Below are 24138 nucleotides of genomic sequence, written 5' to 3' on the forward strand. Positions count from 1 at the left end.
CAACGACAACCGCAAGCGCGCCATGGGCCGCAAGGTCATCGCCGCCTGCGACGGCAATGTCCGCGGCAAGAAGATTGCAGTCCTCGGCCTGACCTTCAAGCCGAACACCGACGACATGCGCGACGCGCCATCGATCACCATCATCCAGGCCTTGCTGGATGGCGGCGCCAACGTTCANGCCTATGATCCAGAAGGCATGGAAATGGCGAAGGAGGTTATCGGCCCCATCACCTACGGCCGCGACCCGTACGAGATTGCAGAAGGCGCGGATGCCATCGTCATCGTCACGGAATGGGACGAGTTCCGAGCGCTTGATCTCAAGCGGATGAAGTCGCTGGTGAAGACCCCGACCATCGTTGACCTGCGCAACATCTATCCCGTCGCCGAAGTCACCAAGCATGGCTTCAGCTATTTCGCCATCGGAAAGAAGAACGAGAAGAAGTAGAGATGCGCTATTTCATCACCGGCACTGCTGGCTTCATCGGCTTTCATCTTGCCCGCCGCTTGCTGCAGGATGGCCACGAAGTCGTCGGCTTCGACGGCATGACGCACTACTACAACATCAAGCTCAAGCACATGCGCAATGCGGCGCTGGCGCAGTTTCCGGCCTTCCGCCCGGTGACAGCGATGCTCGAAGATCGCAAAGCCCTGGAAGAGGCCGTGGCCAGCGCGGCGCCTGATGTGATGGTGCATCTCGCAGCACAGGCCGGCGTCCGCTACAGCCTGGAAAACCCGAAAGCCTATCTCACGTCGAACCTCGAAGGCTCCTGGAACATCCTCGATATCGCCAAGGATGTTGGCGTCAACCATCTCATGCTGGCCTCGACATCGTCGATCTACGGCGCCAATCCGTCCATTCCCTTCCGTGAGACAGACCGGGCCGACGAGCCGCTGACCTTTTATGCGGCGACGAAGAAGTCAATGGAACTGATGGCGCACAGCTACGCGCATCTCCACAAGATCCCGACAACCGCCTTCCGTTTCTTCACCGTCTACGGCCCCTGGGGCCGTCCCGACATGGCCCTCTTCAAGTTCGTCAAGAACATGCTGGAGGATCAACCGATCGAGATCTACGGCGAAGGCCGGATGAGCCGCGACTTCACCTATATCGATGACCTCGTGGAGGCGATCGTCCGCCTGTCGTCCGTCGCCCCGTCGGAGGCCAACCGCGTAGCCGACGAACGGGTAGAGACGCTCTCGCATCAGGCGCCATTCCGCGTCGTCAATATCGGCGGCGGCCAGCCGGAGAACCTGATGACCTTCGTCGAGACGGTCGAAAAGGCCCTCGGCCAGCCGGCAAAGCGCAAGATGCTGCCGATGCAGAAGGGCGATGTGCCACGCACCTTCGCGAGCCCCGATCTGCTGGCGGCTTTGACAGGCTACAAGCCGGAGACGACACTGGATGTCGGTGTGAAGGCTTTCGTCGACTGGTATCTGGAAGCACGCGGCGAACTCGAGCCTTAGGAGGCCCCACCGTTAGGCTAGCGTCGGAGGTGGGCCGCCTGCGTCGCCTTCTTCGAAGCGAAAATATCATCGATCTCTGATGCCGGCAGCGGATGGCCGAGCGCAAAACCTTGCAGCGTATGACAGCCGAGCTTGGCAAGCGCCACGGCATGGTTTTCCGTCTCGACGCCCTCTGCGATCACATCGACGCCGAGGGCCTTGCCAATCTCGACAATCGATTTGACGACACGGCGCTGCTCGGAGGAGGTATCCACCTCGCTTACCAGTTGCCGATCGATTTTCAGCCGAGCCGGGCGCAACCGCACGAGACCGATCAGCGACGCGTGGCCCGAGCCGAAATCATCGATCTCGATTTCGATACCCATCTGCTTGATGCGGTCAACCGTCTGCAGAAGCTCGTCGTCGCAGTCGTCCAGAAAGATCGTCTCGACCAATTCGAAAACCAGGGCGCCACGCGGTATCTCGAGTGTCTCCAGATCATCAATCAACTGCGGATCGTAAAGGCGCTGCCCCGAAATGTTGACCGAGACCCGTGGCAGGGTTGTGCCGTGCTGCTCCCATGTCACACGGTCGGCGAGCACGCGTCGCAGGATCGAAGCATCGATCTCCGAAGACAAGCCGAACTCATCGGCGATCTTCAGGAATATGCCAGGCGAGAGGGTGCCGCGCTCGCTGTGATGCCAGCGCGCCAGGGCCTCGATGCCAACGATGTCGCGGGTGTGGGCATCGAGCTGCAATTGGTAGAATGGAATGATATCACCCTGCTCCAGTGCAAGCTTCAGCTCTTCGGCAAGACGCCGCTTGCCCATCAGATCGTCCTTGAGCTGCTGCGAGAAGAACTCGATACGATCGCGGCCCGATGTCTTTGCCTGATAGACCGCGATATCGGACTCGGCGAGCAGATTGGAGCCGGAGCGATCTGCCGACCAGGAAATGCCAATCGACGCTCCACTTTGCAGCATTTCGTGGCCGAAACGGACCTTCTTCTTCAAGCGCCGCTGCACCTCACGCGCCATGCGGTTCAGTTCCGTCAGCCCTCCGAAATTGACGAGCAGGATAACGAATTCGTCGCCACCGATGCGTGCCACCATCGTAGCTTTCGGAATGGCGGCCTCGATCCGCAAAGCTGCGGCACGCAATACGGTGTCGCCCGCCGCATGGCCATGGCTGTCGTTGATCTGCTTGAACTCGTCAAGGTCGAGATGCAGGACTGCGAGCGTCGAGACTGAGGCATCCTCGGCCAGTTCCGCCAGGCGCTTGTCGAAAAGCCGGCGGTTGGGAAGGCCCGTCAAATAATCGTGTTCCGCAGCATACTCGATGTGGGCACTGCTCTCCTCCAAAGCGAGGGCCCGTGCCTCCGCGACGGCGCGCTGACGCGCCGCTTCGTTGGCAAGAAGCACGTCCGAAGTGACGTCCCACTCCGCGCCGATGAAAGAGGGTGACCCTTCCTCGCTGACATAGAAATGAGCCCGCGAGCGGATGTGCCGTATCTCGCCGTTCGGCCAGACGATCCGAAACTCCGAATTATACTGCCCGCGTCTGGCAATGGCGTCCTCGAACTCCAGTTCGGCACGCTCGCGGTCGTCGGGGTGAATCGCATCCGACCAGATTGCAGCGGCCACCGGCCCGCTGCCTCTTCCGGTCTGGTAGATCCGGTGCATCTGAACGTCCCAGGAGATTTCATGCCGATCGAGGTTGTGCTCCCAAACACCGATCTGTGACGCGTCGAGTGCAAGCTCAAGGCGCCGCAGGATGTCCTGAAACTCTCGTTCGGACCGTGTGGGACTGCTCGATGCCAACGCCGTTCAAGCCTCATGCAGCTTCGAGTAACAGTATGGTGTCAGGCCTCCAAGGAGGAAGCCCATTATGGGTGCAGAACCAACCTTTTGGCGAGAGATTAATTAGGATGCACTAAAAATCCATCAACAATTGCAAGCCGAATGCGTCATCGATCTTCTCAGAGACTCGAGTGTCTAGGCAATTCAGCCTTTCGACGAACGGCGGTTCTTTTCTTCAAGCTGCAGCAGCAGGCCACTGTGATCGGTCTCACCGCCACCATGTTCGACAAACTCGGCGAACTCGGCACGGACCGCCTCCGTCAGAGGCAGCGCCAAAGCGAGACCTTCCGCCGTTGCGACGATATTGTTTAGGTCCTTGAGCTGCAATTTCGAAGGGCCGGCGGTCCCAAAATCGCGATTGACCATCCGCTGGCCGTGAACGTCGAGAATGCGGCTTTCGGCGAAGCCTCCCCGGATCGCCCGGCGGAACGCCTCGCGTGAACCGCCCCCCGCCTCGAAGAGCAGCATCGCTTCGGCAACGGCGCCGATCGTGATGGCGACGATCTGCTGGTTCCCGAGCTTCGCGAGCTGACCGCAACCGCTTGGTCCAACATGCGTCACGCGGCCAAGTGGTGCAAAGACGTCGGCCAGTTCTTCGACCAAAGCGCCATCGCCGCCTGCCATGATCGCAAGTGTACCAGCAGCCGCCCCCAACACACCGCCGGAGACCGGCGCATCGAGATGGCGGATGCCACGCCCGGCGAGCTTTAACGCATGCTGCCGGGCCGCGTCAGGGGTAATGGAACTGGAATCGATGACCACCGCGCCGGCATCAAGCGCCTCCGCAGCACCTTGCGTGAACAGCACGTCCTCCACTGCCTTTCCGTCGGTCAGCATGGTGAACACGACCGATGCCCCTTTGACGGCGGCAGCGGGCGTATCCGCCAGGACCGCGCCATCCGGAACGAGGCCTTCCGCCTTCTCGCGATTGCGGTTCCAGACCGTGACGGCAAAGCCGGACTGCAACAGCATGCGAGCCATCGGCGCGCCCATCAGCCCGGTTCCCAGAAACGCAATGCTGCGTGATTTGCCGATAGTCATAGCTGTCCTCCCAATTCATCCTCGATGTGCACTCGAATAATGTCCTCGAACGAAGCATCGGCGACAAAACCCAGCTCCTTCGCGCGCTCGGCCTCGAATGCCTGTGGCCAACCCGATACGATCTTCATGACCAGCTCGTCGGGTTCGCGTCGGATCAGGCTGACGACCTTCTCCCCTGCGATCTTGCGCAACGCCTCGATCTGCTCTCCGACGGTAGCGCTGACACCGGGCATCGTCAGGCTGCGGCGCGCGCCGAGCGGCTGCAGGTCGATGCTGGCGGCATGGACCAGAAACCCGACGGCCGAACGCGGCGACGCGTGCCAATGGCGGACAGTTTCCGGCACCGGCAGGGTCGCCTCCTGCCCGGCCAACGGCTCACGAACGATGCCGGAGAAGAAGCCGGAAGCAGCCTTGTTCGGCTTGCCGGGACGGATGCAGATCGTCGGCAACCGGATTCCGATGCCGTCGATGAAGCCGCGGCGCGTGTAATCCGCCAACAGCAATTCACCCATCGCCTTTTGCGTGCCGTAGCTTGTCAGGGGCGTGAGATTGAAATCATCAGGAATGACCTCGGGGAAAGGCGCTCCAAAGACCGCAATGGACGAGGTGAAGACGACACAAGGCCGGTACCCGTCTTGCAGATGAGCGGCGCGGATCGCCTCAAGAAGCGCGCGCGTGCCTTCGAGATTGATGCCGTAGCCTTTTTCGAAATCCAGCTCAGCCTCGCCGGATACGATCGCGGCCAGATGAAACACGACATCCGGGCGCGAGGCGACAATCCGTGCGGCCTGCCCTGGAGCGGAAACGTCGACCGCGCTCGTCTCCACACGCCTTGTAAAGCCTTCAGGGGCAGCCGGCGTGATGACGTCGACAAGCGATAGACGATTGATGGCCTGACCCGCCAGCCGCCCGTCCGCAACGAGCCGCGCGGTCAACTTGCGCCCGATCATTCCCGCTGCGCCGATAATCGCGATATGCATTGGCCGCCTCCATCAAAGCTTGCAGCGTGCGACTCCCCTCGCCCGTGCATGCCCTTCGAGACATAACCGTCTGGCCGGCTCATGAAAACAGGAAAGGCGGAGCAATGCTCCGCCTTTCCACGTCTCGCCGCTGAGTGGGGGTTATTCGGCAGCGAGCCGGATGATTTCGGCTTCCTCCGCGTCGTGCTCGTGCTCCTTGTGCTGGATCAGCGGGCGATTGCCCGAGAGCTTGCGGACCAGCACGTAGAAGACGGGCGTCATGAAGATGCCGAAGAAGGTGACGCCGATCATGCCTGAGAACACCGCCACACCCATGGCGGCGCGCATCTCGGCACCGGCACCGGTCGAGACGACGAGCGGCACGACACCCATGATGAAGGCCATCGAGGTCATCAGGATCGGGCGCAGACGCAGGCGGCTTGCCTCGATGGCAGCCTGGACCGGAGTCCGCCCTTCGAATTCCAGCTCGCGGGCGAATTCCACGATCAGGATCGCGTTCTTCGCCGAGAGGCCGACAAGGACGACCAGACCGATCTGCGTGAAGATGTTGTTGTCTCCACCGGTCAGCCAGACGCCCGTCAACGCCGCCAGCACGCCCATCGGCACGATCATGATGATCGCGATCGGCAGCGCCAGGCTCTCATACTGGGCAGCGAGCACCAGGAACACGAGCAGCAGCGCCAGCGGGAAGACGATCACGCCGGAGTTGCCCGCCAGGATCTGCTGATAGGTCAGATCCGTCCATTCGAAGCTGATGCCCTTCGGCAAGGTCTCGTCGGCGATCTTTTCGATCGCTGCCTGAGCCTGGCCGGAGGAGAAGCCCGGAGCAGGACCGCCGTTGATATCGGCGGAGAGGAAACCGTTATAACGGTTGGTCCGCTCCGGCCCGGTTGTCGCGTTCACCTTCAGGAGCGCAGACAGCGGGATCATCTGGCCCGATGCCGAACGAACCTTCAGCTTGCCAATATCCTCGGGCTGCGCCCGGAACTTGGCATCGGCCTGGACGCGCACGCTGTAGGTACGGCCGAAGGCGTTGAAGTCGTTGACATAGAGCGAACCGAGATAGATCTGCAGCGTCTCGAACACGTCGGTTACCGGGACGCCAAGCTGTTCCGCCTTCTCACGGTCGAGATCGGCATAGAGCTGCGGAACATTGATCTGATAGGCGGAGAAAATGCCCGTCAGCTCAGGCGTCTGGTAGGCCTTGGCGATTATCGCCTTGTTGGCTTCGTCGAGCACCTGATAGCCGAGACCGGCGCGGTCTTCGAGCTGCATCTTGAAGCCGCCCGTCGTGCCGAGACCATTGACCGGCGGCGGCGGGAACATCGCGATGAAGGCATCCTGGATCGCCCCGAACTTCTGGTTCAGGGACATGGCGATCGCGCCGCCCGAAAGCGCCGGCGACTTGCGTTCCTCGAAGTCCTTCAGCGTCACGAAGACGATGCCAGCGTTCGAGGAATTGGTGAAGCCGTTGATCGACAGGCCCGGGAAGGCGATCGCATGCGCAACGCCAGGCTCTGCCATGGCGATGTCGCTCATCCGCTTGATGACGTCTTCGGTGCGGTCGAGGCTCGCGGCATCCGGCAGCTGGGCAAAGCCGATCAGATACTGCTTGTCCTGCGCCGGCACGAAACCGCCCGGCACCGCATTGAAGAGGCCGTAGGTGGCGCCGGCCAGCACCAGATACACCAGCATGACGATGCTCTTGCGCGACACGAGACCGCCGACGCCCTTGCCATAACCCCGCGAGGCGGCACCGAACGCCCTGTTGAAGCCACGGAAGAACCAGCCGAAGGCCGCATCCATGGCGCGCGTCAGCCAGTCACGCTTGGCGTGGTGATCCTGCAGCAAGAGCGAGGCCAGGGCCGGAGACAACGTCAGCGAGTTGAAGGCCGAAATGACAGTCGAGATCGCGATCGTCAGCGCGAACTGGCGATAGAACTGTCCGGACAGACCGGTGATGAAGGCGAGCGGCACGAAGACCGCGACGAGCACCAGCGCGATCGCGATGATCGGGCCCGAGACTTCCTTCATCGCCTTGTAGGTGGCAGCCCGCGGGCTGAGACCGTTCTCGATGTTTCGTTCGACGTTTTCGACAACGACGATCGCGTCGTCCACCACGATACCGATCGCCAGTACAAGGCCGAACAGGCTGAGCGCGTTGATCGAGAAGCCGAAGACATACATCACCGCGAAGGTGCCGATGATCGAGACCGGAACGGCAATCAGCGGAATGATCGAGGCGCGCCATGTCTGCAGGAACAGAATGACGACGATGACGACGAGCGCGATGGCTTCGAGCAGCGTGTCGACGACCTTCTCGATCGATGAACGGACGAACTTCGTCGTGTCATAGACGATCTCGTAGCTGACACCGTCAGGCATGGCGGTCTTCAGCTCTTCCATCGTCTTCTGGACTTCGTCCGAGATGGTGATGGCATTGGACCCCGGAGACTGGAAGACCGGGATGGCGACTGCCGGCTTGCCATCGAGGATCGAGCGCAGCGAGTAATCGGCCGCACCGAGCTCGATGCGGGCGACGTCGCGCAGGCGGGTGATCTCGCCGTTCGTGCCGGTCTTGACGATGATGTTGCCGAACTGCTCAGGCGTCTGCAGACGGCCCTGCGCATTGACGTTGAGCTGCAGGTCTACACCCGACAGGCTCGGCGACGCGCCGATGGTGCCGGCTGCGGCCTGGACGTTCTGGCCACGGATCGCATTGGTGACGTCGCTGGCGGCAAGGCCGTGCTCGGCCGCCTTCTGCGGGTCGATCCAGACGCGCATGGAATAGTCGCCGGAACCAAACACCTGCACCTGGCCGACGCCGTCGATGCGCGCCAGCCGGTCCTTGATGTTGAGGACGCCGTAGTTGCGCAGATAGGTGATGTCGTAGCGGTTGTCAGGCGAGATCAGGTTGACGACCATCATCAGATCGGGAGAGCTCTTGACCGTCGTGATGCCGATGGTCTTCACCTCTTCCGGCAGGCGCGGCTCGGCCTGCGACACGCGGTTCTGAACCAGCTGCTGTGCCTTGTCGGGGTCGGTGCCGAGCTTGAAGGTGACCGTCAGCGTCATGACGCCGTCCGATGTCGCCTGGCTCGACATGTAGAGCATGCCCTCGACGCCGTTGATCTGCTCTTCGAGCGGAGTGGCGACCGTCTGGGCGATGACCTCAGGGTTGGCGCCCGGATAGGTGGCGCGCACGACGATCGATGGCGGAACGACTTCCGGATATTCGGAAATCGGCAGTGCACGCAGGCCAAGCAGACCGGCGACCACGATGAGGACCGACAGGACTCCGGCAAACACCGGACGGTCGACAAAGAATCTGGAGAAATTCATTTCAAAGCCCTCTCCGGGATGAAATCGGATGCAACGACCCTCTCCGGCGGTTGGGAGACCGCCGGTGGGTCAGGTCGTTTCGGAATTAACGCGGAGCGCCGAGACGCTCCGCATGCTTCGGCTTACTGAGCCGTCGCCACTTTCTCTTCCGCCTGCGGCGCAACCACTGCGCCGGGACGGATACGCTGCAGGCCGTTGACGACGATCTTGTCGCCGACAACAAGACCGCTTTCGACGATGCGCTGGCCATCCGCAGACGGGCCGAGCTGCACCGGCCGATAGCTGACCTTGTTTTCGGCATCGACGACGAACACGAACTTCTTGTCCTGGTCGGTGCCGATTGCACGGTCGCTGACCAGGATCTTGTTTTCGGCTTTCGGCTCGCCCATGCGGACGCGAACGAACTGGCCTGGGATCAGCTTGCCGCCGGGATTGTCGAAGACGGCGCGAACGCCGATCGTACCGCTGGCCGCGTCGACCTGGTTGTCGATCAGCTGCAGCTTGCCCTTGATCGGCGTGCCCTGATCGGCGAGCGTACCAACCTCGACCGGGATCTGCTCGACAGCGGGAACGGCGCCATCGCCAGCCGGCAACTCGGAAAGCGCCTTGGTGACCATCTCCTCGCTGGCGTTGAAGCTTGCGTAGATCGGATCGACCGACACCAGCGTCGTCAGGGCGGGAGATGAACTGCCTTCGGCAACAAGATTACCGACGGTAATCTCGATCTTGCCGACGCGGCCGGCGACCGGTGCGCGGACCTCGGTGTAGCCGAGCTCAAGCTGTGCGGAACGAAGAGCAGCCTGAGCGGTGCGAAGACCGGCCTGAGCCTCGGTGAAGGCATTCTGCCGTTGGTCGAAATCGCTCTGCGAAATCGTCTTGTTGTCGGAGAGCCTGCGGCCACGCTCCAGCTCGATCTGAGCAAGATTGACCTTGGCCTCGGCAGAGGCAGTCTGTCCTTCAGCCTGCGAAACCGCCGCCTGGTAGGGCTCCGGATCGATGGTGAAGAGCAGATCGCCGGCCTTTACCAGCGCGCCTTCGCGGAAGTGCACGGACTGGACAGCGCCGGCCACACGTGAACGGACCTGCACGCGGTCGACGGCTTCAAGCCGTCCCGAGAACTCCTGCCATGTCGTGACGTCGCGGCTGGCGACGACGGCCACCGTCACCGGCACAGCGGGAGCCTGCGCAGGTGCGGAAGCCGCCGTGGCAGTCGTGCTCATCGGCAGTTCGAAAAACATGGCTGCGGCCGAAACGGACGCAACAAGTCCCAAGCCGGCGCCCACAAGGGCCCAGCGCTTCTTACTGGACGTCATTGGTACTCTCCTTACGGCCGTCTCTCAGTGGCCGAATTCAATCAGTTCGTCTTCAATGCAATAGATTGGCTGCTAATATCCCGAACGAAGCTTTCGAATTGGTCCGTGATCGTCTGTTGCCAATTCGGTGCCTGTTCGCATTTCCCGCCATAAAGCATCGGCCAGCCTGCCCCGGCGGGAAGGACATTCCGGCGAACTGGCACACCAGCCTGTTTGAGGCGATCGGCATAACCGAGCGTCTCGTCGCGAAGCGGATCATCCTCCGCCGTCAGAACGAGTGCCGGCGCGACCCCCGAAATGCGGGAACACAGACACGGCGCGGCATAGGGATGACAGCCGCCGCCGCTGAGATAATGGCTCCAGCCCTCGGCCCAGCGCTGACGCATGCCTATGCCATCCGCCTTGCGGATCGACGACGTGCCCATGAAAGGATCAAGCAGCGGCGAAATCAGAACCTGGCCATTGAGCGCATCCGCATAATGGTCGCGCGCCTTGAAGGCGACGCCGGCAGCAATATTGCCGCCCGCCTCTTCGCCAGCCACGATCAGCAGCGAATTGCGGTCGCCAATACCGGACGCACGCTTGTTGGCGAGATAGGAAAAGATCGAGTAACCCACTTCGAGCGGCTTAGGAAAGACGTTGCCAAGCGGCGCATTATAGTCAGGTACAGCGACAATCGCGCCAGCCTTCGCCAGGCTTTCGGCAACCACGCTGTCCTTGACGCCCGACTGCAGAAATGCGCCGCCGTGGAAAAACAGTACGATGGGTGAACCCTTGCCGAACTCGGCACCCTGATAGACGCGCGCGGAAACGGGCCCGGTGGCCACCTTCTCCAACACTATGTCTTTCACTTGCACCGCCATAGCTCCGGCTCGCGTTTGACCCACATAACGTATTGCGAGCCGAGATGGCTTGCAATTTGTGAAGAAAAGATATTGTTATTCCATTGTCGGAATAAGAAGCCATAGAGCGATTACACTGTTCCGAATTTCGAACAATACCGCAGTGCAATCTGCTTAGGTGATTTTCCGATGGACCAGCTCTCGGCAATGCGCGCCTTCATCCGCGTCGTAGAGACGGGCAATTTCACACGGGCCGCCGACACGCTCGCCATGCCCAAGGCGACGGTGACCAATCTCATTCAGGGGCTTGAAGCACATCTGCATACCAAGCTTCTCAACCGCACCACACGACGCGTCATGGTGACGACCGACGGCGCGCTCTACTACGAGCGGGCGGCGCAGATCGTCTCCGAGCTCGAGGAACTCGACGGCAGCCTTTCGAACTCGCAAGGCCTGCCGACCGGCCGCTTGCGCGTCGAAATGGCCGGCGCTTTCGCCGACTGGATTGTCGTCCCGGCGCTTTGCGATTTTTACCAGAAGTATCCGGACATCAGGGTAGACCTGGGTGTGGGCGACCGCACCGTCGACTACCTCGCGGAGAACGTCGACTGCGCGCTTCGCGCCGGCACGCCGGCCGACCAGTCGCTGATCGCAAGACGTGTCTCGGAGGTCGAAATGCTCACCTGCGCGGCACCGCTCTACATCGAGAAATTCGGCATTCCGACTCGCCCCGAGGAGCTGGAAAACGACCATTATTCAGTGAGTTACTTCCGCGCTCAGACGAACCGGACACTTCCCTTCGAATTCCGCAAGGACAATGAGGAACTGGAGATCAATCCGCGCTACCTGCTGTCGGTCAATGACAGCCGAACCTTCGTCAATGCGGCGCTGAACGGGCTCGGTATTGCCCAACTGCCGCGCTTCATGATCCGCGATGCGCTGGCCAAGGGCGACCTGGTGGAGATCTTGCCGGAATGGAGCCGCGAACCGCTGCCGCTCTATATCGTCTATCCGCCGAACCGCCACCTCAGCAACAAGGTCCGTGTCTTCGTCGACTGGCTGGTGAAATTGCTCTCGGATGCCAAGCTGAATGATGCCTGACGCAATTGCGGCCCGGAAGGTGTCCCTTCGACGGGCCGCAACAGTCGATCATCGAATTCCTTTCAGACCCTGCCGCGTCACCAGGGAAATGGCTCGGCCGGTATCTGAGGTGGCGCCCGAGTTGGAGGTCTTCCCAGTCGCCTTTACGCAAAATATAAGCCTGCTTTTTGCCGTTTGTTAAGTACTGATTTATGCACAGCAGGTTCGCAAAACCGGAACAATGGCCGGTATCACGGTTTAGTGAACGGCCGGTTTGAGAAGATCCTCCAAGCCGATCCGCCGGAACATTTCGGCGCCAACCCGATCAGCGACGCCAACGACGATCTCGGCACCGTCCTCTGACGGATCGATATGCGTGCGGAACGGACGCGTGCCGAACGGCATGAGGATAGCCTTGGCATTGCCATCGCANCCGTGCCCGCATCGGCATCGGCGGCGGCGGGCCAAACCCGCCGCGGGGAGCCGGAGGTCAGATGATGCCACCGTTGGCACGCAACACCTGGCCGTTGATCCAGGCGCCGTCGGGACCTGCAAGGAACGAGACGGAGGCGGCGATATCTTCGGGCGTGCCCAGGCGCTCCAGCGGGTTCATCTTGGCCATGCGGGCGATCAGTTCCTCCGATTTCCCATCAAGGAAAAGGTCGGTTGCTGTCGGCCCGGGAGCCACGGCGTTGACGGTGATGTTACGGCCGCGCATTTCCTTCGACATGATCGCCGTCAGGGCTTCGACGGCGGCCTTGGTCGCGGCGTAGACGCCGTAAGTTTCCAGCTTCAGGCCGATGATACTCGTTGACAGATTGATGATGCGACCACCGTTGCGGAGGCGCTTTGCGGCTTCGCGCAATGTATTGAACGTGCCCTTCAGGTTCACGCTGACATGGCGATCGAAATGGGCATCGTCAGCATCGGCAATCGACGAAAGCTGCATGATACCGGCATTGTTGACGAGCACATCGATGCCGCCGAAGGCTGCTTCTGCCGCATCGAACATCCGGCTGACAGCCTCGGCATTGCTGACGTCGGCCTGCGCCGTCAGAGCCTTGCCGCCGTCGCGCTCGATCTTCTGCACAAGCTCCTCGGCGAGTGCGACGTTTCCTGAGTAGTTGACGATGACGGTAAACCGTCTCTGGCCAGACGCTCCGCGATTGCGGCGCCGATGCCTCTCGATGCACCAGTAACCAGCGCAACCTTGTTCTCATTGCCCATTGCCTCTCTCCTTCTTTCGTTGTGCTCAGCACGTTTCTGATGGGGAGAAGATGCCGCTTTTCAGTTTGCGGATAATCAATGATTATCTGGCATCACTATCCGAATAACGCGAACAAATAAGATGGACAGATTCGATGCTATGCGGGTCTTCTCCCGCGTCGTGGAGCGCCGGAGCTTCACACTTGCCGCAGAGGACACCGGCCTGCCGCGCTCCACGGTGACGGATGCCGTCAAACAACTCGAAGCACGCCTCGGCGTGCGGCTGCTGCAGCGAACCACGCGCCATGTCAGCCCGACGCTGGACGGCGAAGCCTATTACCAACGCTGTCTTTCGATCCTCGCCGACATCGAAGACGCGGAAGGCGCCTTTGCCGACGCCATGCCGAAAGGCATGCTGCGTGTGGATGTGCATGGCACGCTTGCCCGGCATTTTGTGCTGCCGAGCCTTCCGCATTTCCTCGAAACTTATCCTGATATCGAGTTCTACATGAGCGAAGGCGACCGGCTGGTCGACCTCGTTCGCGAGGGCATCGATTGCGTGTTACGCGTCGGCACGCCCCAGGACAGCGACATGGTAGCAAGACGCGTCGCCATGTTGGAGGAAGTTACCCTTGCAGCTCCCGCCTATGTCGAGAAACATGGCCTCCCCGAACATCCGGACAGGCTCGATGGCCACCGCATGGTCGGTTTCCGCTCGACGGCGACGGGCGGCGTGCTACCACTGGAATTCATCGTCGGCGGCAGCATCCGTAATGTCACCCTACCCGCGACGGTGACGGTGAACGCCGCCGAGAGCTTCATGTCGGCTGCCAGGCTCGGCATCGGCTTGATACAGGTGCCACGTTATCACGCCGAAGCGGATCTCGCGGCCGGCACGCTCATTCAAGTCCTGCCGGATTTCCCGCTGACCGAAACACCGGTCTCCCTGCTCTATCCGCGCAACCGGCAGCTCTCGCCCCGCGTTCGCGTTTTCATCGACTGGCTGGTGAAGGTCTTTGCTCGACAATCCTAGCGAAAAGCGTTTCACTTACAGTGACTGTCAGAGCTGGAGAATTTTCATGACCATCACAGACGTCACCGTGCATCCGAAGGACGGCTGTTTTGTCGTCATCTTCACGGATCAGTCCGGCAACAACATATCGGTCACGCTCTATGCCGCCGCCTCTCCCGGGCTAACGAGCGATAATGCGATTACCCGCGCGAGGGCATTGCTCGCAACAACACTGCAGAGTTCGCAAGCCGATGGCACACGCGGCAAGGATGCCGCGCTTCTCGAAGAAGAACTGGAAGAAGGCCTCGAGGATACCTTTCCGGCAAGCGATCCCGTCTCGGTGACCGGATCCTCCATTTCTGCTCATGACCCAAAGGTCGGTCATTAGTGCCTCATGGACCGGAAGCCTGAAACAGATGACACATGGCGTCGGTGCGATCGGCGCCACTCCCCTCGCCGGCCCTGATCTCACGCGCTTTTTCGAGCGCGATGCGATTGCCGTCGCCCGGGATCTGCTGGGCTCCCATCTGCGCGTCGGCGATGTCGGCGGCCGCATAACCGAGACTGAAGCCTACTTCCCTGACGACGAAGCCTCGCACGCCTTCCGCGGCCCCACGCCGCGCAACCGCGCCATGTTCGGTCGACCTGGCAATGTCTACATTTATCGCATCTACGGGATACACTGGTGCCTGAATTTCGTGTGCACCCCCGGCTCGGCCGTGCTGATCCGCGCAATCGAGCCGGAAGCCGGCATCGCGACGATGATCGAACGCCGCAGCAACCATGCGCTGACGCAGCTCTGCAGCGGCCCCGGCAAGCTCTGCCAAGCGCTCGGCGTCGATCTCTCCCTGAACGACAGGTTGCTCGACCGGTCGCCCTTCTCGATCGCTCCTTCGGCTCCCGTCGAAATTGTCGCCGGCCAGCGGATCGGCATAACGAAAAATGCCGAAGCGCCATGGCGCTTCGGCATCTCAGGATCTCGCTATCTCAGCAAACCGTTCCGCTGAGGCTCATTCCATGACGGCGCTGTGATCCATGGCAGGTGCCACTTTCGGCTTGCGCAGCAGCAGCGCGAGCGGAATGACCGCCAGCGACATGAGCATCAGCAGCTTGAAGTCGTCTATATAGGCGATGATCGTCGACTGCAGGGTGATCACTTCGTTGAGAGCCGCACGACCGGCCGCAGTCAGCGGATTCAGCCCCTGTGCCGCCGTCGCCTCGAAGGCCCGGTTGAACGGCGTCACATAGGCAGCGATGCTCTCGTGGTTCACCTGGGCGTTCTCGACGAGAAGCGCCGAAACGATCGAAATGCCGACGCTCGAGCCGATGTTGCGCGACAGGTTGTAGAGGCCGGTGCCGTCGCCGCGCATGTGGGCGGGCAGCGTCGAAAAGGCGATCGTCGTCAGCGGCACGAACAGGAAGCCGAGCCCGGCGCCCTGAATGAAGCCGACGGACACGATCGTCCACTGCGAGACATCGGGCGTCCAACCGGTCATGTCATACATCGCCCAGGCCGTCAGCCCGAGTCCGGTCACCAAGAGCAGCCGCGAGTCAACTTTCCCGATCAGCTTGCCGACGATAAACATGCAAAGCATCGTGCCGAGCCCACGCGGCCCCATGACGATGCCCGCGGTGATGACGGGATATCCCATCAGCGTCTGCAGATAGGGCGTCATCAGCGCCAGCGAGGCGAGGTAGGTGATGCCGATAACGAAGATGAAGAGCATGCTCACCGAGAAGTTCCGATCGAGGAACAGCTTCGGATTCACGAACGACTTTTCGGCCGTCAGCGTATGCACGATCAACAGATAGAAGGCAGCGGCACAGACGATCGCCTCGATCATGATCTCGCCGGATGCGAACCAGTTCAGCTGTTCGCCGCGATCGAGAAAGAGCTGCAGCGACGCGATGCCGAGACTCATCATCCCGAACCCGAACAAGTCGAGCTTCGCCAGCGCATCGAGCTTCGTCTCCGTGACGTAGATCACGATGCCGGCAAACGCCAGCGCGCCGATCGGCACGTTGATGTAGAACACCCAACGCCAGCTGATATTATCGGTCAGCCAGCCGCCGATGACGGGTCCCAGGACCGGCCCGACCATGACCGAGACGCCAAATAAGGCCATGGCCGAGCCTCGCTCCTCGGCAGTGTAGATGTCGAGGAGGATGCCCTGAGAGAGGGGAACCAGAGACGCGCCGAACAGGCCCTGCAACAGGCGGAAGGCAACAATCTGGTTCAGCGATTGCGCAAGGCCGCAAAGAACGGAAGCCGCGACGAAGCCGGCGATTGCCGCCAAAAGCACCCGCTTGCGACCGAACTTGGCGGCCAGAAAGCCTGATGGCGGCGTCATGATCGCGGCCGCCACGATGTAGGAGGTCAGGACCCAGTTGATCTGGTCGGCGCTCGCCGAGACGCTGCCCTGGATATAGGGCAGCGCGACGTTGGCGATCGTCGTGTCCAGCGCCTGCATGATCACTGCCAGGATGACGCAAGCCGTGATCGCGCCCCTGTTGGCAACCAGGGTGGCCGGTGATGATGCAGCGTTACTCATGGTCCTTGCCGCCAGAGCGGCCCAAAAGCTTGGAAACGAAATCCGGAAGGCCACGGGCGCGGCCCGTATCGACATCGACGACGGTGCTCATGCCGACGCGAAGCGGCGGCTTGCCTGCCGCGTGATCGATGCTGACGCGCATCGGAATGCGCTGCACGACCTTGACCCAGTTGCCCGTCGTGTTCTGCGCCGGCAGCAGCGAGAAGCTGGAGCCGGAGGCCGGGCTGATGCTCTCGACCTTGCCCTTCCACTCCACGCCCGGATAGGTGTCGACATAGATCGTCACCGGCTGGCCCGGCTTCACATAGGTCAGTTCCGTTTCCTTCGGGCTCGCGGAAATCCAGAGGTTATTGTCCGAAACCAGCGAGAAGGCCTGCGTGGACGCCTGCAGGTAGGAGCCCGGCTGCAGCGAGTTGACGTTCGTCACGATACCATCGAACGGCGCCTTGACGACGCTGTGGTCGAGTTCGCGCTGTGCGTCGTCCACCTTCGCCTTGGCTTCGAGATAGAGCGGGTTCTGCTCAACCGGCTGATCGGCATTGCCGCCGAGCTGGGCCAATGTTGCTGCCGCTTCGGCCTTTGCGACGGCGACCTTCTGATGGCCCGCATCGAGATTGTGCTTGGCCTGATCATAAGCAGTGCGCGTCGCGGCCGAGCTGTTCAGCAGGTTCTGCTGACGGTCGAACTCGGTCTGATAGTACGGAATATCAGCTTCGGCCTGCGTGATCTCGGCAAGCGACTGCTGATAGCTGGCCTTCAGATTGAGGATCTGGTTTCGGACGGCGCCGAGCTGCGCCTCCGCACCGTCGAGAGCAATCTTGAAGGAATCCTGCCGCAGGCTGAAGAGCACCTGGCCCTTCTTCACGGCTTCGTTCTCATGCACGTTAATCTGGTCGACGATACCGGAAACGTCTGTCGTCAGCCCCACCATGTCAGCCTGGACATAGGCATTGTCGGTCGACATGATCTGTCCGCCATTGACGTAGTAGTAGCCGCCAACGACGAGCGCGACGGGCAGCAGCGTGAACAGAACGGGGCGCGTGAGACTGCGCCGGCGGCGGACCTGAGTGCCGCCAGGCGCAGCCACAGCAGTAGCGGGCGCTGAATTGGATGAAGGCGCCTCGGCTACCGTTTCCTCACGAGGAGAAACATCGTTTTCTTCAACTGGGTTCTTGGCATTTGCGTCTGTAACGACGCGCAGGGAGGACTTCTCAGCCATGTTTTGTCTCATTCTCGGCTACCGGGGATCGGCAGGCCTGCACCAGGTTCGTCTTCATTTCGGTTAGAATGTCGAACAGCTGATCGCGCTGCTCGGAAGGGATGCCGGCGAATGCCTCGCCGCGTGTCAGATCACCAAGCTCGCGCATCTCGGCCAGAAGCGGATGGGCTTCCTCGCGCACATAGAGAAGCCAGATACGGCGATCGGTCGGATGCTGCCGGCGCTCGATGAGACCGCGATCGGCGAGTTTGTCGAGAATGCGGACAAGCGTGATTGGCTCGATTTCCAGGATCTCGGCTAATCCGCTCCGGTGGATCCCCTCATTGCTGCGCAGATAAGCTATGGTCTGCCACTGCGACCGCGTCAGCCCAAGGCAGCGCGCACGCTGCTCAAACCGCTTGCGAAGCAACCGTGCGACGTCGTGCAATAGGAAGCCGAGGGTAGGATTGCTGTTCATGGGAACCAGTGCCGATAATTCATAAGCACACTTATAATACGCTCAGATATATTAAGCGTGTGCATAGCACAATAGGCGCTTCTCCAGATTCCGCATCTGCGGCCAAAATGCCGCATGAGAATACGCGCAGAGATTTCTGAGGGCTTTCGCAAATTGCAACCGTGTGGCATTTGCAATTTCGAGCGGCAGCCGTTTAAAGTAGAAATCCAGAGGGTTACCGGCGGCCGACCCATTTTTCTCGATGGTAGGGCCGGAACGCGGCCGAACGCCGTGATCGTGAATTTACAATGGCATAGGTGAATGAGGGCAGAGCCTTTGTTCAGAGACATCAAGACATGAATCGCATCACATCAGCATAAGCGACGGCAGCGTTTGCGGCCGTCCGGATAAGGAAACCGCCATGCCTTCCTCCCTTCGACGACTGCTGACTATTGGCACCCTGACTTTCCTGCCGTTCGCTTCGGCGGTGGCGCAGCAGCCAGGCTCTCCCCCTCCCGTCTCTGTCGCCAAACCTGTCGTGCGCGATGTCGTCGACAACGATGAGTTCATTGGACGCTTCGAGCCGGTCGATCAGGTATCGGTGCGCTCGCGCATTGGCGGCTACCTTCAGGAGGTTCACTTCACCGACGGCGCGCTCGTCAAGCAGGGTGACCTGCTCTTCGTCATCGACCAGAGGCCATTCGTCACTGCCCTGAACGAGGCGAATGCGGCACTGGAGGTGGCCAAGTCGACGCTCGTCTATGCCGAAGCGCAATTCAAGCGGGCCGAGAGCCTTGCGACGAGTGGTAGCCAGTCGATATCGATCCTTGACGACCGCCGGCGCGAATGGGTTTCGGCACAGGCAAACGTCCGTGGAGCGCAAGCAACGGCCGATCGCGCGGCACTCGACCTCGAATATACTAAGATCACAGCGCCGATCAGCGGCCGCATCGACCGCCGGCTGATCTCCGTCGGCAACCTTGTTCAGGCTGACCAATCGATTCTGACGACCATTGTCTCGGTGGATCCCATCGACTTCTATTTCGACGTCGATGAACGCCGCCTTCTCAACTTCGCGCAGACTGCCCGCGACCGCGGGGTCGATCTGCAGCAAGGCGGTGGCGGCGTGGAGGTCGAGGTCAGGATCACGGATTCGACCGAGAAGCCATTCAAGGGCAAGCTGGACTTCGCTGAAAACAGGATCGACAGCGAGACCGGCACGAAGCGCATACGCGCGCGCTTCGACAATCCGAACTACGTGCTCCAGCCGGGGCTGTTCGGTCGCGTTTCTGTCGAGGCATCAAATGTTTACAAGGCGATCCTTGTCCCCGACGAAGCAATCGGGTCCGACCAGAACCAGCGCGTCGTCTATGTCGTTGGAGAGGATGGGACGGTCACTGCAAAGCCCGTCCGCCCGGGCCCGCGCCTCTACGGCTATCGCGTCATCCGCGAGGGCATGGACGGCAACGAGACGATCGTCATCAATGGCCTGCTGCGAGCCCGCCCCGGCTCCAAGGTCACGCCGCAGGTCGTCGAGCTACCGCAAAGCCGCGAGGAGATTGCGCCAGAAGCCGCCGGCCTGGAGCTCAGCCGATGAGATTTGCACACTTCTTCGTCGACCGCCCGATCTTCGCGTCGGTGCTCTCTATTGTGCTGCTGATTGTCGGCGGCATTGCCTATTTCCAGTTGCCCGTGGCGCAATACCCGGAGATTGCACCGCCGACCATCGTCATCCGCACCTCCTATCCCGGCGCTGACGCCGAGACGATCGCCAACACCGTGGCGACGCCGATCGAGCAAGAGGTCAACGGCGTCGAGGACATGCTCTACATGTCTTCCTACTCGACGGCCGATGGCTCCATGGCGCTGACCGTGACTTTCAAGCTCGGCACGGACCTCGACAAGGCGCAAGTGCTTGTCCAGAATCGCGTTGCCATCGCCGAGCCACGCCTTCCCGAAGAAGTGCGGCGCATTGGCATCACGACGGCAAAAAGCTCGCCCGACCTGATGATGGTGGTGCATCTGCTGTCGCCGAATTCCCGATACGACCAGCTTTATGTCTCCAACTACGCACGCACCCGTATCCGCGACACGCTGGTTCGTCTTGACGGCGTTGGCGACGTCATCCTGTTCGGTGAACGCGAGTATTCGCTGCGCATCTGGCTCGACCCGCAGAAACTGTCGGCTTATGGCATGACCGCCAGCGATGTCGTCGACGCGCTGCGCGAACAAAACGTGCAGGTCTCCGGCGGCTCGATCGGCGGGCCGCCGGCCGCCGGCACCAACGCCTTCCAATATACGGTGACGACGCAAGGACGTTTTTCGGATGCCCGACAGTTCCGATACGTCATCGTCAAAGCGACCTCCGAGGGGCGTCTCGTCCAGTTGCAGGATATCGCCCGCATCGAACTCGGCGCCAAGGACTATGTCACCAATAGCTATCTGAACGGCAAGCCGGCGGTCGCGCTCGGCATTTTCGCGCGTCCCGGCACCAACGCGCTTGCAGCCGCGGCCGAAATCAAGAAGACGATGGACACAGTCGCCCAGGATTTCCCGCAGGGCCTTAGCTACGACATCGTCTACAACCCGACCGAATTCATCGCGGAGTCGATCAACGAGGTCTACAAGACGATCGCTGAAGCCGCCCTCCTCGTCGCCATCGTGGTTCTCATCTTCCTACAGTCGTGGCGAACGGCAATCATCCCCATCGTTGCCATCCCGGTCTCGCTGATCGGCACCTTCGCGTTTCTGCTTGCCTTCGGGTTTTCGCTCAACATGTTGACGCTGTTTGGCCTCGTACTGGCGATCGGCATCGTCGTCGACGACGCCATCGTCGTGGTCGAAAATGTCGAGCGCAACCTGGCAAAGGGAATGACGCCGCGAGAGGCGGCGCATGTGACGATGAACGAGGTCGGAACGGCAGTCGTCGCCATCTCTCTCGTGCTGATTGCCGTGTTTGTCCCAACGGCCTTTATCCCCGGCATATCAGGCCAGTTTTATCGTCAGTTCGCCGTGACGATCGCGGTCGCAACCGCGATCTCGGCATTGAATTCCCTGACCCTCTCGCCAGCGCTCGCCGCACTGGTGCTCAAGCCACACGAGGAGCACGAGAAGCGGCGCAATCCGATCGCGCGTTTCGGAAGCGCGCTTGCGAATGGATTCAACAATGGGTTCGACAGGCTCAGTGCCGGCTATTCATGGATCGTCCGTCATACGGTGCAGACAGTCGCAGCACTCTGCGTCGCACTGCTGATCTTTATCGGCCTGCTCGGCGCCACATATTATATGAGCAGGATCGTTCCCGGCGGCTTCGTCCCGGTCATGGACCAGGGGTACGCCATCGTCGTCGTGCAACTCCCTGACGGTGCAGCGCTTTCACGCACCGACGCGGTCGTCGAGCGCGCTTCGGAGATCATCCGCAACACGCCTGGCGTCAAGAATGCTGTTGCCTTCTCGGGCTTCAGCGGCGCAACGTTTACCAACGCTTCCAACGCCGGCGTGGTCTTTGCCGCCTTCGACACCTTCGAAAACCGTTTGGAGCATGGCGAGACGGCCACGAAGATCATCGGCCAGCTCTATGGGAGCCTGCAGGCGATCCAGGAAGCCTTCATCATCGCCATTCCGCCGCCGCCGATCTCGGGCATCGGCAATGCCGGCGGCTTCAAGATCCAGCTGATGGATCGCGAGAGCTCCGATATGCGCCGCGTCCTCGGCGTTGCCTATCAGCTGATGGGCATGGCGAACCAGACCGAGGGTCTGACGGGTGTCTTCACGACGTTTTCCGCCAACAGTCCACAATATTTCCTCGAAATCGACCGCGACAAGGCGCGCACGCTGAACGTGCCGATCACCAACATATTCGACACGCTGTCGATCAATCTCGGCACATCCTATGTCAACGATTTCAATGCCTTCGGGCGTGTCTACCAAGTGCGCGCGCAAGCCGACCAGCAGTATCGCGTCGAGCGTGACGACATCCTCGCCCTCAAGGTAAGATCTGCGACGGGTGCACTCGTCCCGCTTGGCACGCTGGTCGACATCCGTGATACCAGCGGCCCATCCCTCGTCCAGCATTACAATATGTATGTGTCCGTCCCCGTGCAGGGTAATGCCGCCCCTGGCGTTTCGACGGGCACCGCACTCGACAAGATGGAAGGCCTCGCCAAGCAGATCCTGCCGGCAGGAACGACCTTCGAGTGGACGGAAATCGCCTTCCAGGAGAGGAACACCGGCAATACCGCAATCTACATCTTCGCCCTGTCGGTGGTCTTCGTGTTCCTGGCCCTGTCGGCGCAATATGAAAGCTGGGTTCTGCCGCTAGCCATCATCCTCATCGTCCCCCTTGCGATCCTGGGAGCCTTGCTTGGGGTCCATCTGCGCGGAATGGACAACAACATCCTGACGCAGATCGGCTTGATCGTTCTGATCGGGCTGGCGGCCAAGAACGCCATCCTGATCGTGGAATTCGCGAGACAGGCACAGGACGAAGGCAAGTCGGCAACCGAGGCCGCCATCGAGGCCAGTCACCTGCGGCTGCGGCCGATTCTGATGACGGCCTTCGCGTTCATCTTCGGTGTCGTGCCGCTAATGATCGCCACCGGCCCCGGCGCCGAAATGCGCCAATCGCTCGGAACGGCCGTTTTCTCAGGGATGCTCGGCGTAACGATTTTCGGCCTGTTCCTGACGCCCGTCTTTTACGTCGTGTTGCGCGGGCGCCGGCGAAAGCCTGTTGCGCAGGCCGAGCCCGCCCCGCCCTCCGAGGAGGCTGCCACTGAGACTTCTTCATGAAGGGCGCCGCTCGACCGCGCTCGGTTTGAACAGGTCTGACGAAAAGATCTTCCGGAGCGGCTTCTCGACAAACTCGTAGGCTGCCGTTCCGAGGATCGTGCCGCCAATGACGGCAATTACGATCGTCGGCGTTGCCGACAGCCCGGCCGCGCCGGCAGCCTTGACGATCACGGAGATTGCCAGCGTGTGCCAGAGGTATATCGAATAGGATGCATCGCCGAGATAGGTGAGAAGCGGTACGCGGCCAATGCTGCCGTCCGCCTCGAGCGACACCATGCCGTAGACCAAAGCGATGGCCAGCGGCCCACAGATCGTTTCATTGAAATCGGCTCCGATCAGAAAGATCATGGCGAAGCCGACGAGTGATGCGCCAACGAATGCAAGGCCGAGACTGGTGCCTGCAATCCAGCGCCGGATCCACAATTCGGCGAGCAGCACTCCCCCGAGGAATTCGAGGATGATCGACCGGGTATAGGTGTTCAGCACGGGCGATGCAGGCTTGAACACCAGGCCGATCAGGAAGAAGCTCCCGAAAATGGCCGTCAGATAGACCAGTCTCCAGCGACGCGGCAGGAAGAGCGCGCCGGCAAACAGTATGTAGAAGAACATCTCGAAATTCAGCGTCCAGCCTTGGACGAGGACCGGCCAGATCTCGCCAGTGCTCGGCGAGTGGGCAGGAATGAAGAAAAGCGAGGACAAGATATGGGCGCCGGTCAGCTTCAGGTTTGGAAACAGACCGACGAGGGCGCCGGCGATCATCACGCTCGTGACCAGCCAGTAGGAAGGCGCAATGCGGCGAATGCGATCAAGCAGGAACCCCTGTGGCGTCATTGGGCGGCGGTCGCTGATGACCCACATGATGAAACCGCTGATGACGAAGAAAACATCGACGCCGGCGGCACCAATGGCGAAATGCTCACCGGTTCTTTCGGCCGCGTGGAAGACCACGACGGCAAGTGCCGCGAAGGCGCGCAGATATTGGATGCCGTAAAGTGTCTTCATCCGTTTCCTCGGAGAACCGGTCC

The 24138-nt window shown here is 61.0% G+C and carries 18 protein-coding genes and 2 pseudogenes; 8 read left to right on the forward strand and 12 right to left on the reverse strand.

What is annotated here, in order from left to right; translation table 11 throughout:
* Both RHIBUN_RS0113935 and RHIBUN_RS0113940 read left to right on the forward strand, forming a co-directional pair.
* On the forward strand, window positions 1-445 hold a 445-nt coding region (locus RHIBUN_RS0113935; protein ID WP_025660006.1), incomplete at its 5' end, for a UDP binding domain-containing protein.
* Between the two features lie 2 nt (window positions 446-447).
* The gene (locus tag RHIBUN_RS0113940; protein ID WP_018117264.1) at window positions 448-1464 is read left to right on the forward strand and encodes an NAD-dependent epimerase/dehydratase family protein; all 1017 of its coding nucleotides are present in this window, start codon (window positions 448-450) and stop codon (window positions 1462-1464) included.
* A gap of 17 nt (window positions 1465-1481) precedes the next feature.
* Here RHIBUN_RS0113940 and RHIBUN_RS0113945 read toward each other — a convergent pair whose 3' ends face one another.
* The 6 genes from RHIBUN_RS0113945 to RHIBUN_RS0113970 form a co-directional block, all read right to left on the reverse strand.
* A complete protein-coding gene (locus RHIBUN_RS0113945; protein ID WP_025660007.1) occupies window positions 1482-3263 on the reverse strand; it encodes a GGDEF domain-containing phosphodiesterase in 1782 nt (593 codons plus the stop codon).
* A 183-nt stretch (window positions 3264-3446) separates the two neighbouring features.
* Entirely contained in the window at window positions 3447-4343 is an 897-nt protein-coding gene (locus RHIBUN_RS0113950) for an NAD(P)-dependent oxidoreductase (protein ID WP_025660008.1), read from the reverse strand.
* Window positions 4340-5323: a D-erythronate dehydrogenase gene (denD, locus tag RHIBUN_RS0113955; protein ID WP_025660009.1), complete on the reverse strand. Its 984-nt coding sequence runs from the start codon at window positions 5321-5323 to the stop codon at window positions 4340-4342. Before denD ends, RHIBUN_RS0113950 begins: the two co-directional genes overlap by 4 nt.
* A 141-nt stretch (window positions 5324-5464) precedes the next feature.
* A complete protein-coding gene (locus RHIBUN_RS0113960) occupies window positions 5465-8665 on the reverse strand; it encodes an efflux RND transporter permease subunit (protein ID WP_025660010.1) in 3201 nt (1066 codons plus the stop codon).
* Window positions 8666-8787: 122 nt separating this feature from the next.
* Window positions 8788-9978, reverse strand: coding sequence for an efflux RND transporter periplasmic adaptor subunit (locus RHIBUN_RS0113965; protein WP_025660011.1), 1191 nt, complete (start codon window positions 9976-9978; stop codon window positions 8788-8790).
* Between the two features lie 41 nt (window positions 9979-10019).
* Complete coding sequence (locus RHIBUN_RS0113970) at window positions 10020-10841, reverse strand: alpha/beta hydrolase (RefSeq protein ID WP_025660012.1); 822 nt, start codon at window positions 10839-10841, stop codon at window positions 10020-10022.
* Between the two features lie 168 nt (window positions 10842-11009).
* Here RHIBUN_RS0113970 and RHIBUN_RS0113975 point away from each other — a divergent pair, with 168 nt between their 5' ends.
* On the forward strand, window positions 11010-11921 hold the full coding sequence (locus tag RHIBUN_RS0113975; RefSeq protein WP_018117257.1) for a LysR family transcriptional regulator: 912 nt from the start codon (window positions 11010-11012) through the stop codon (window positions 11919-11921).
* A 237-nt stretch (window positions 11922-12158) separates the two neighbouring features.
* Here RHIBUN_RS0113975 and RHIBUN_RS35345 read toward each other — a convergent pair.
* Window positions 12159-12355, reverse strand: a pseudogene (locus RHIBUN_RS35345) (oxidoreductase); the annotation flags it as partial.
* 35 nt (window positions 12356-12390) lie between these two features.
* Window positions 12391-13127 (reverse strand): annotated as a pseudogene (locus tag RHIBUN_RS33445) (SDR family oxidoreductase).
* A gap of 121 nt (window positions 13128-13248) precedes the next feature.
* On the opposite strand from RHIBUN_RS33445, the gene RHIBUN_RS0113990 reads away from it, so the two are divergent.
* Genes RHIBUN_RS0113990 through RHIBUN_RS0114000 form a run of 3 tightly spaced genes read left to right on the forward strand, consistent with a single transcriptional unit; the run spans window position 13249 to window position 15125 of the window.
* Window positions 13249-14139, forward strand: coding sequence for a LysR family transcriptional regulator (locus RHIBUN_RS0113990; protein WP_025660013.1), 891 nt, complete (start codon window positions 13249-13251; stop codon window positions 14137-14139).
* A gap of 46 nt (window positions 14140-14185) precedes the next feature.
* The gene (locus tag RHIBUN_RS0113995) at window positions 14186-14506 is read left to right on the forward strand and encodes a hypothetical protein (RefSeq protein ID WP_025660014.1); all 321 of its coding nucleotides are present in this window, start codon (window positions 14186-14188) and stop codon (window positions 14504-14506) included.
* A 28-nt stretch (window positions 14507-14534) separates the two neighbouring features.
* On the forward strand, window positions 14535-15125 hold the full coding sequence (locus RHIBUN_RS0114000) for a DNA-3-methyladenine glycosylase (RefSeq protein ID WP_018117252.1): 591 nt from the start codon (window positions 14535-14537) through the stop codon (window positions 15123-15125).
* A 3-nt stretch (window positions 15126-15128) separates the two neighbouring features.
* Here the strand turns inward: RHIBUN_RS0114000 and RHIBUN_RS0114005 are convergent, their stop codons facing one another.
* From RHIBUN_RS0114005 to RHIBUN_RS0114015, 3 genes are read right to left on the reverse strand one after another with little or no spacing between them, the layout of a single operon-like run.
* Window positions 15129-16670, reverse strand: coding sequence for a DHA2 family efflux MFS transporter permease subunit (locus tag RHIBUN_RS0114005; RefSeq protein ID WP_025660015.1), 1542 nt, complete (start codon window positions 16668-16670; stop codon window positions 15129-15131).
* Entirely contained in the window at window positions 16663-17889 is a 1227-nt protein-coding gene (locus RHIBUN_RS0114010) for an HlyD family secretion protein (RefSeq protein ID WP_025660016.1), read from the reverse strand. Before RHIBUN_RS0114010 ends, RHIBUN_RS0114005 begins: the two co-directional genes overlap by 8 nt.
* Window positions 17882-18346 carry a MarR family transcriptional regulator gene (locus RHIBUN_RS0114015; protein ID WP_025660017.1) on the reverse strand — a complete coding sequence of 155 codons (465 nt, stop codon included), beginning with the start codon at window positions 18344-18346 and terminating at the stop codon, window positions 17882-17884. The genes RHIBUN_RS0114010 and RHIBUN_RS0114015 overlap by 8 nt, the downstream gene beginning before the upstream one ends.
* Before the next feature lie 400 nt (window positions 18347-18746).
* On the opposite strand from RHIBUN_RS0114015, the gene RHIBUN_RS0114020 reads away from it, so the two are divergent.
* Both RHIBUN_RS0114020 and RHIBUN_RS0114025 read left to right on the forward strand, forming a co-directional pair.
* A complete protein-coding gene (locus RHIBUN_RS0114020) occupies window positions 18747-19922 on the forward strand; it encodes an efflux RND transporter periplasmic adaptor subunit (RefSeq protein WP_025660018.1) in 1176 nt (391 codons plus the stop codon).
* On the forward strand, window positions 19919-23113 hold the full coding sequence (locus tag RHIBUN_RS0114025; protein WP_025660019.1) for a multidrug efflux RND transporter permease subunit: 3195 nt from the start codon (window positions 19919-19921) through the stop codon (window positions 23111-23113). Before RHIBUN_RS0114020 ends, RHIBUN_RS0114025 begins: the two co-directional genes overlap by 4 nt.
* On the opposite strand, the gene RHIBUN_RS0114030 is transcribed toward RHIBUN_RS0114025, so the two are convergent.
* Window positions 23108-24115, reverse strand: a complete 1008-nt coding sequence (locus RHIBUN_RS0114030) for an acyltransferase (protein WP_025660020.1) — start codon at window positions 24113-24115, stop codon at window positions 23108-23110. The two genes, RHIBUN_RS0114025 and RHIBUN_RS0114030, sit on opposite strands and share 6 nt — an antisense overlap.
* Window positions 24116-24138: the final 23 nt, after the last annotated feature.

This window comes from Rhizobium sp. IBUN, from assembly GCF_000510625.1.
Classification (GTDB): Bacteria; Pseudomonadota; Alphaproteobacteria; order Rhizobiales; family Rhizobiaceae; genus Rhizobium; species Rhizobium altiplani.

Coding starts and splice junctions, on each gene's coding strand:
- RHIBUN_RS0114005 (WP_025660015.1), bottom strand. CDS start 16,670: ATGAGTAACGCTGCATCATCACCGGCCACCCTGGTTGCCAACAGGGGC.
- RHIBUN_RS0113950 (WP_025660008.1), bottom strand. CDS start 4,343: ATGACTATCGGCAAATCACGCAGCATTGCGTTTCTGGGAACCGGGCTG.
- RHIBUN_RS0114010 (WP_025660016.1), bottom strand. CDS start 17,889: ATGGCTGAGAAGTCCTCCCTGCGCGTCGTTACAGACGCAAATGCCAAG.
- RHIBUN_RS0113990 (WP_025660013.1), top strand. CDS start 13,249: ATGGACAGATTCGATGCTATGCGGGTCTTCTCCCGCGTCGTGGAGCGC.
- RHIBUN_RS0114025 (WP_025660019.1), top strand. CDS start 19,919: ATGAGATTTGCACACTTCTTCGTCGACCGCCCGATCTTCGCGTCGGTG.
- RHIBUN_RS0114000 (WP_018117252.1), top strand. CDS start 14,535: ATGACACATGGCGTCGGTGCGATCGGCGCCACTCCCCTCGCCGGCCCT.
- RHIBUN_RS0113940 (WP_018117264.1), top strand. CDS start 448: ATGCGCTATTTCATCACCGGCACTGCTGGCTTCATCGGCTTTCATCTT.
- RHIBUN_RS0113960 (WP_025660010.1), bottom strand. CDS start 8,665: ATGAATTTCTCCAGATTCTTTGTCGACCGTCCGGTGTTTGCCGGAGTC.
- RHIBUN_RS0114030 (WP_025660020.1), bottom strand. CDS start 24,115: ATGAAGACACTTTACGGCATCCAATATCTGCGCGCCTTCGCGGCACTT.
- RHIBUN_RS0113975 (WP_018117257.1), top strand. CDS start 11,010: ATGGACCAGCTCTCGGCAATGCGCGCCTTCATCCGCGTCGTAGAGACG.
- RHIBUN_RS0114015 (WP_025660017.1), bottom strand. CDS start 18,346: ATGAACAGCAATCCTACCCTCGGCTTCCTATTGCACGACGTCGCACGG.
- denD (WP_025660009.1), bottom strand. CDS start 5,323: ATGCATATCGCGATTATCGGCGCAGCGGGAATGATCGGGCGCAAGTTG.
- RHIBUN_RS0114020 (WP_025660018.1), top strand. CDS start 18,747: ATGCCTTCCTCCCTTCGACGACTGCTGACTATTGGCACCCTGACTTTC.
- RHIBUN_RS0113970 (WP_025660012.1), bottom strand. CDS start 10,841: ATGGCGGTGCAAGTGAAAGACATAGTGTTGGAGAAGGTGGCCACCGGG.
- RHIBUN_RS0113965 (WP_025660011.1), bottom strand. CDS start 9,978: ATGACGTCCAGTAAGAAGCGCTGGGCCCTTGTGGGCGCCGGCTTGGGA.
- RHIBUN_RS0113995 (WP_025660014.1), top strand. CDS start 14,186: ATGACCATCACAGACGTCACCGTGCATCCGAAGGACGGCTGTTTTGTC.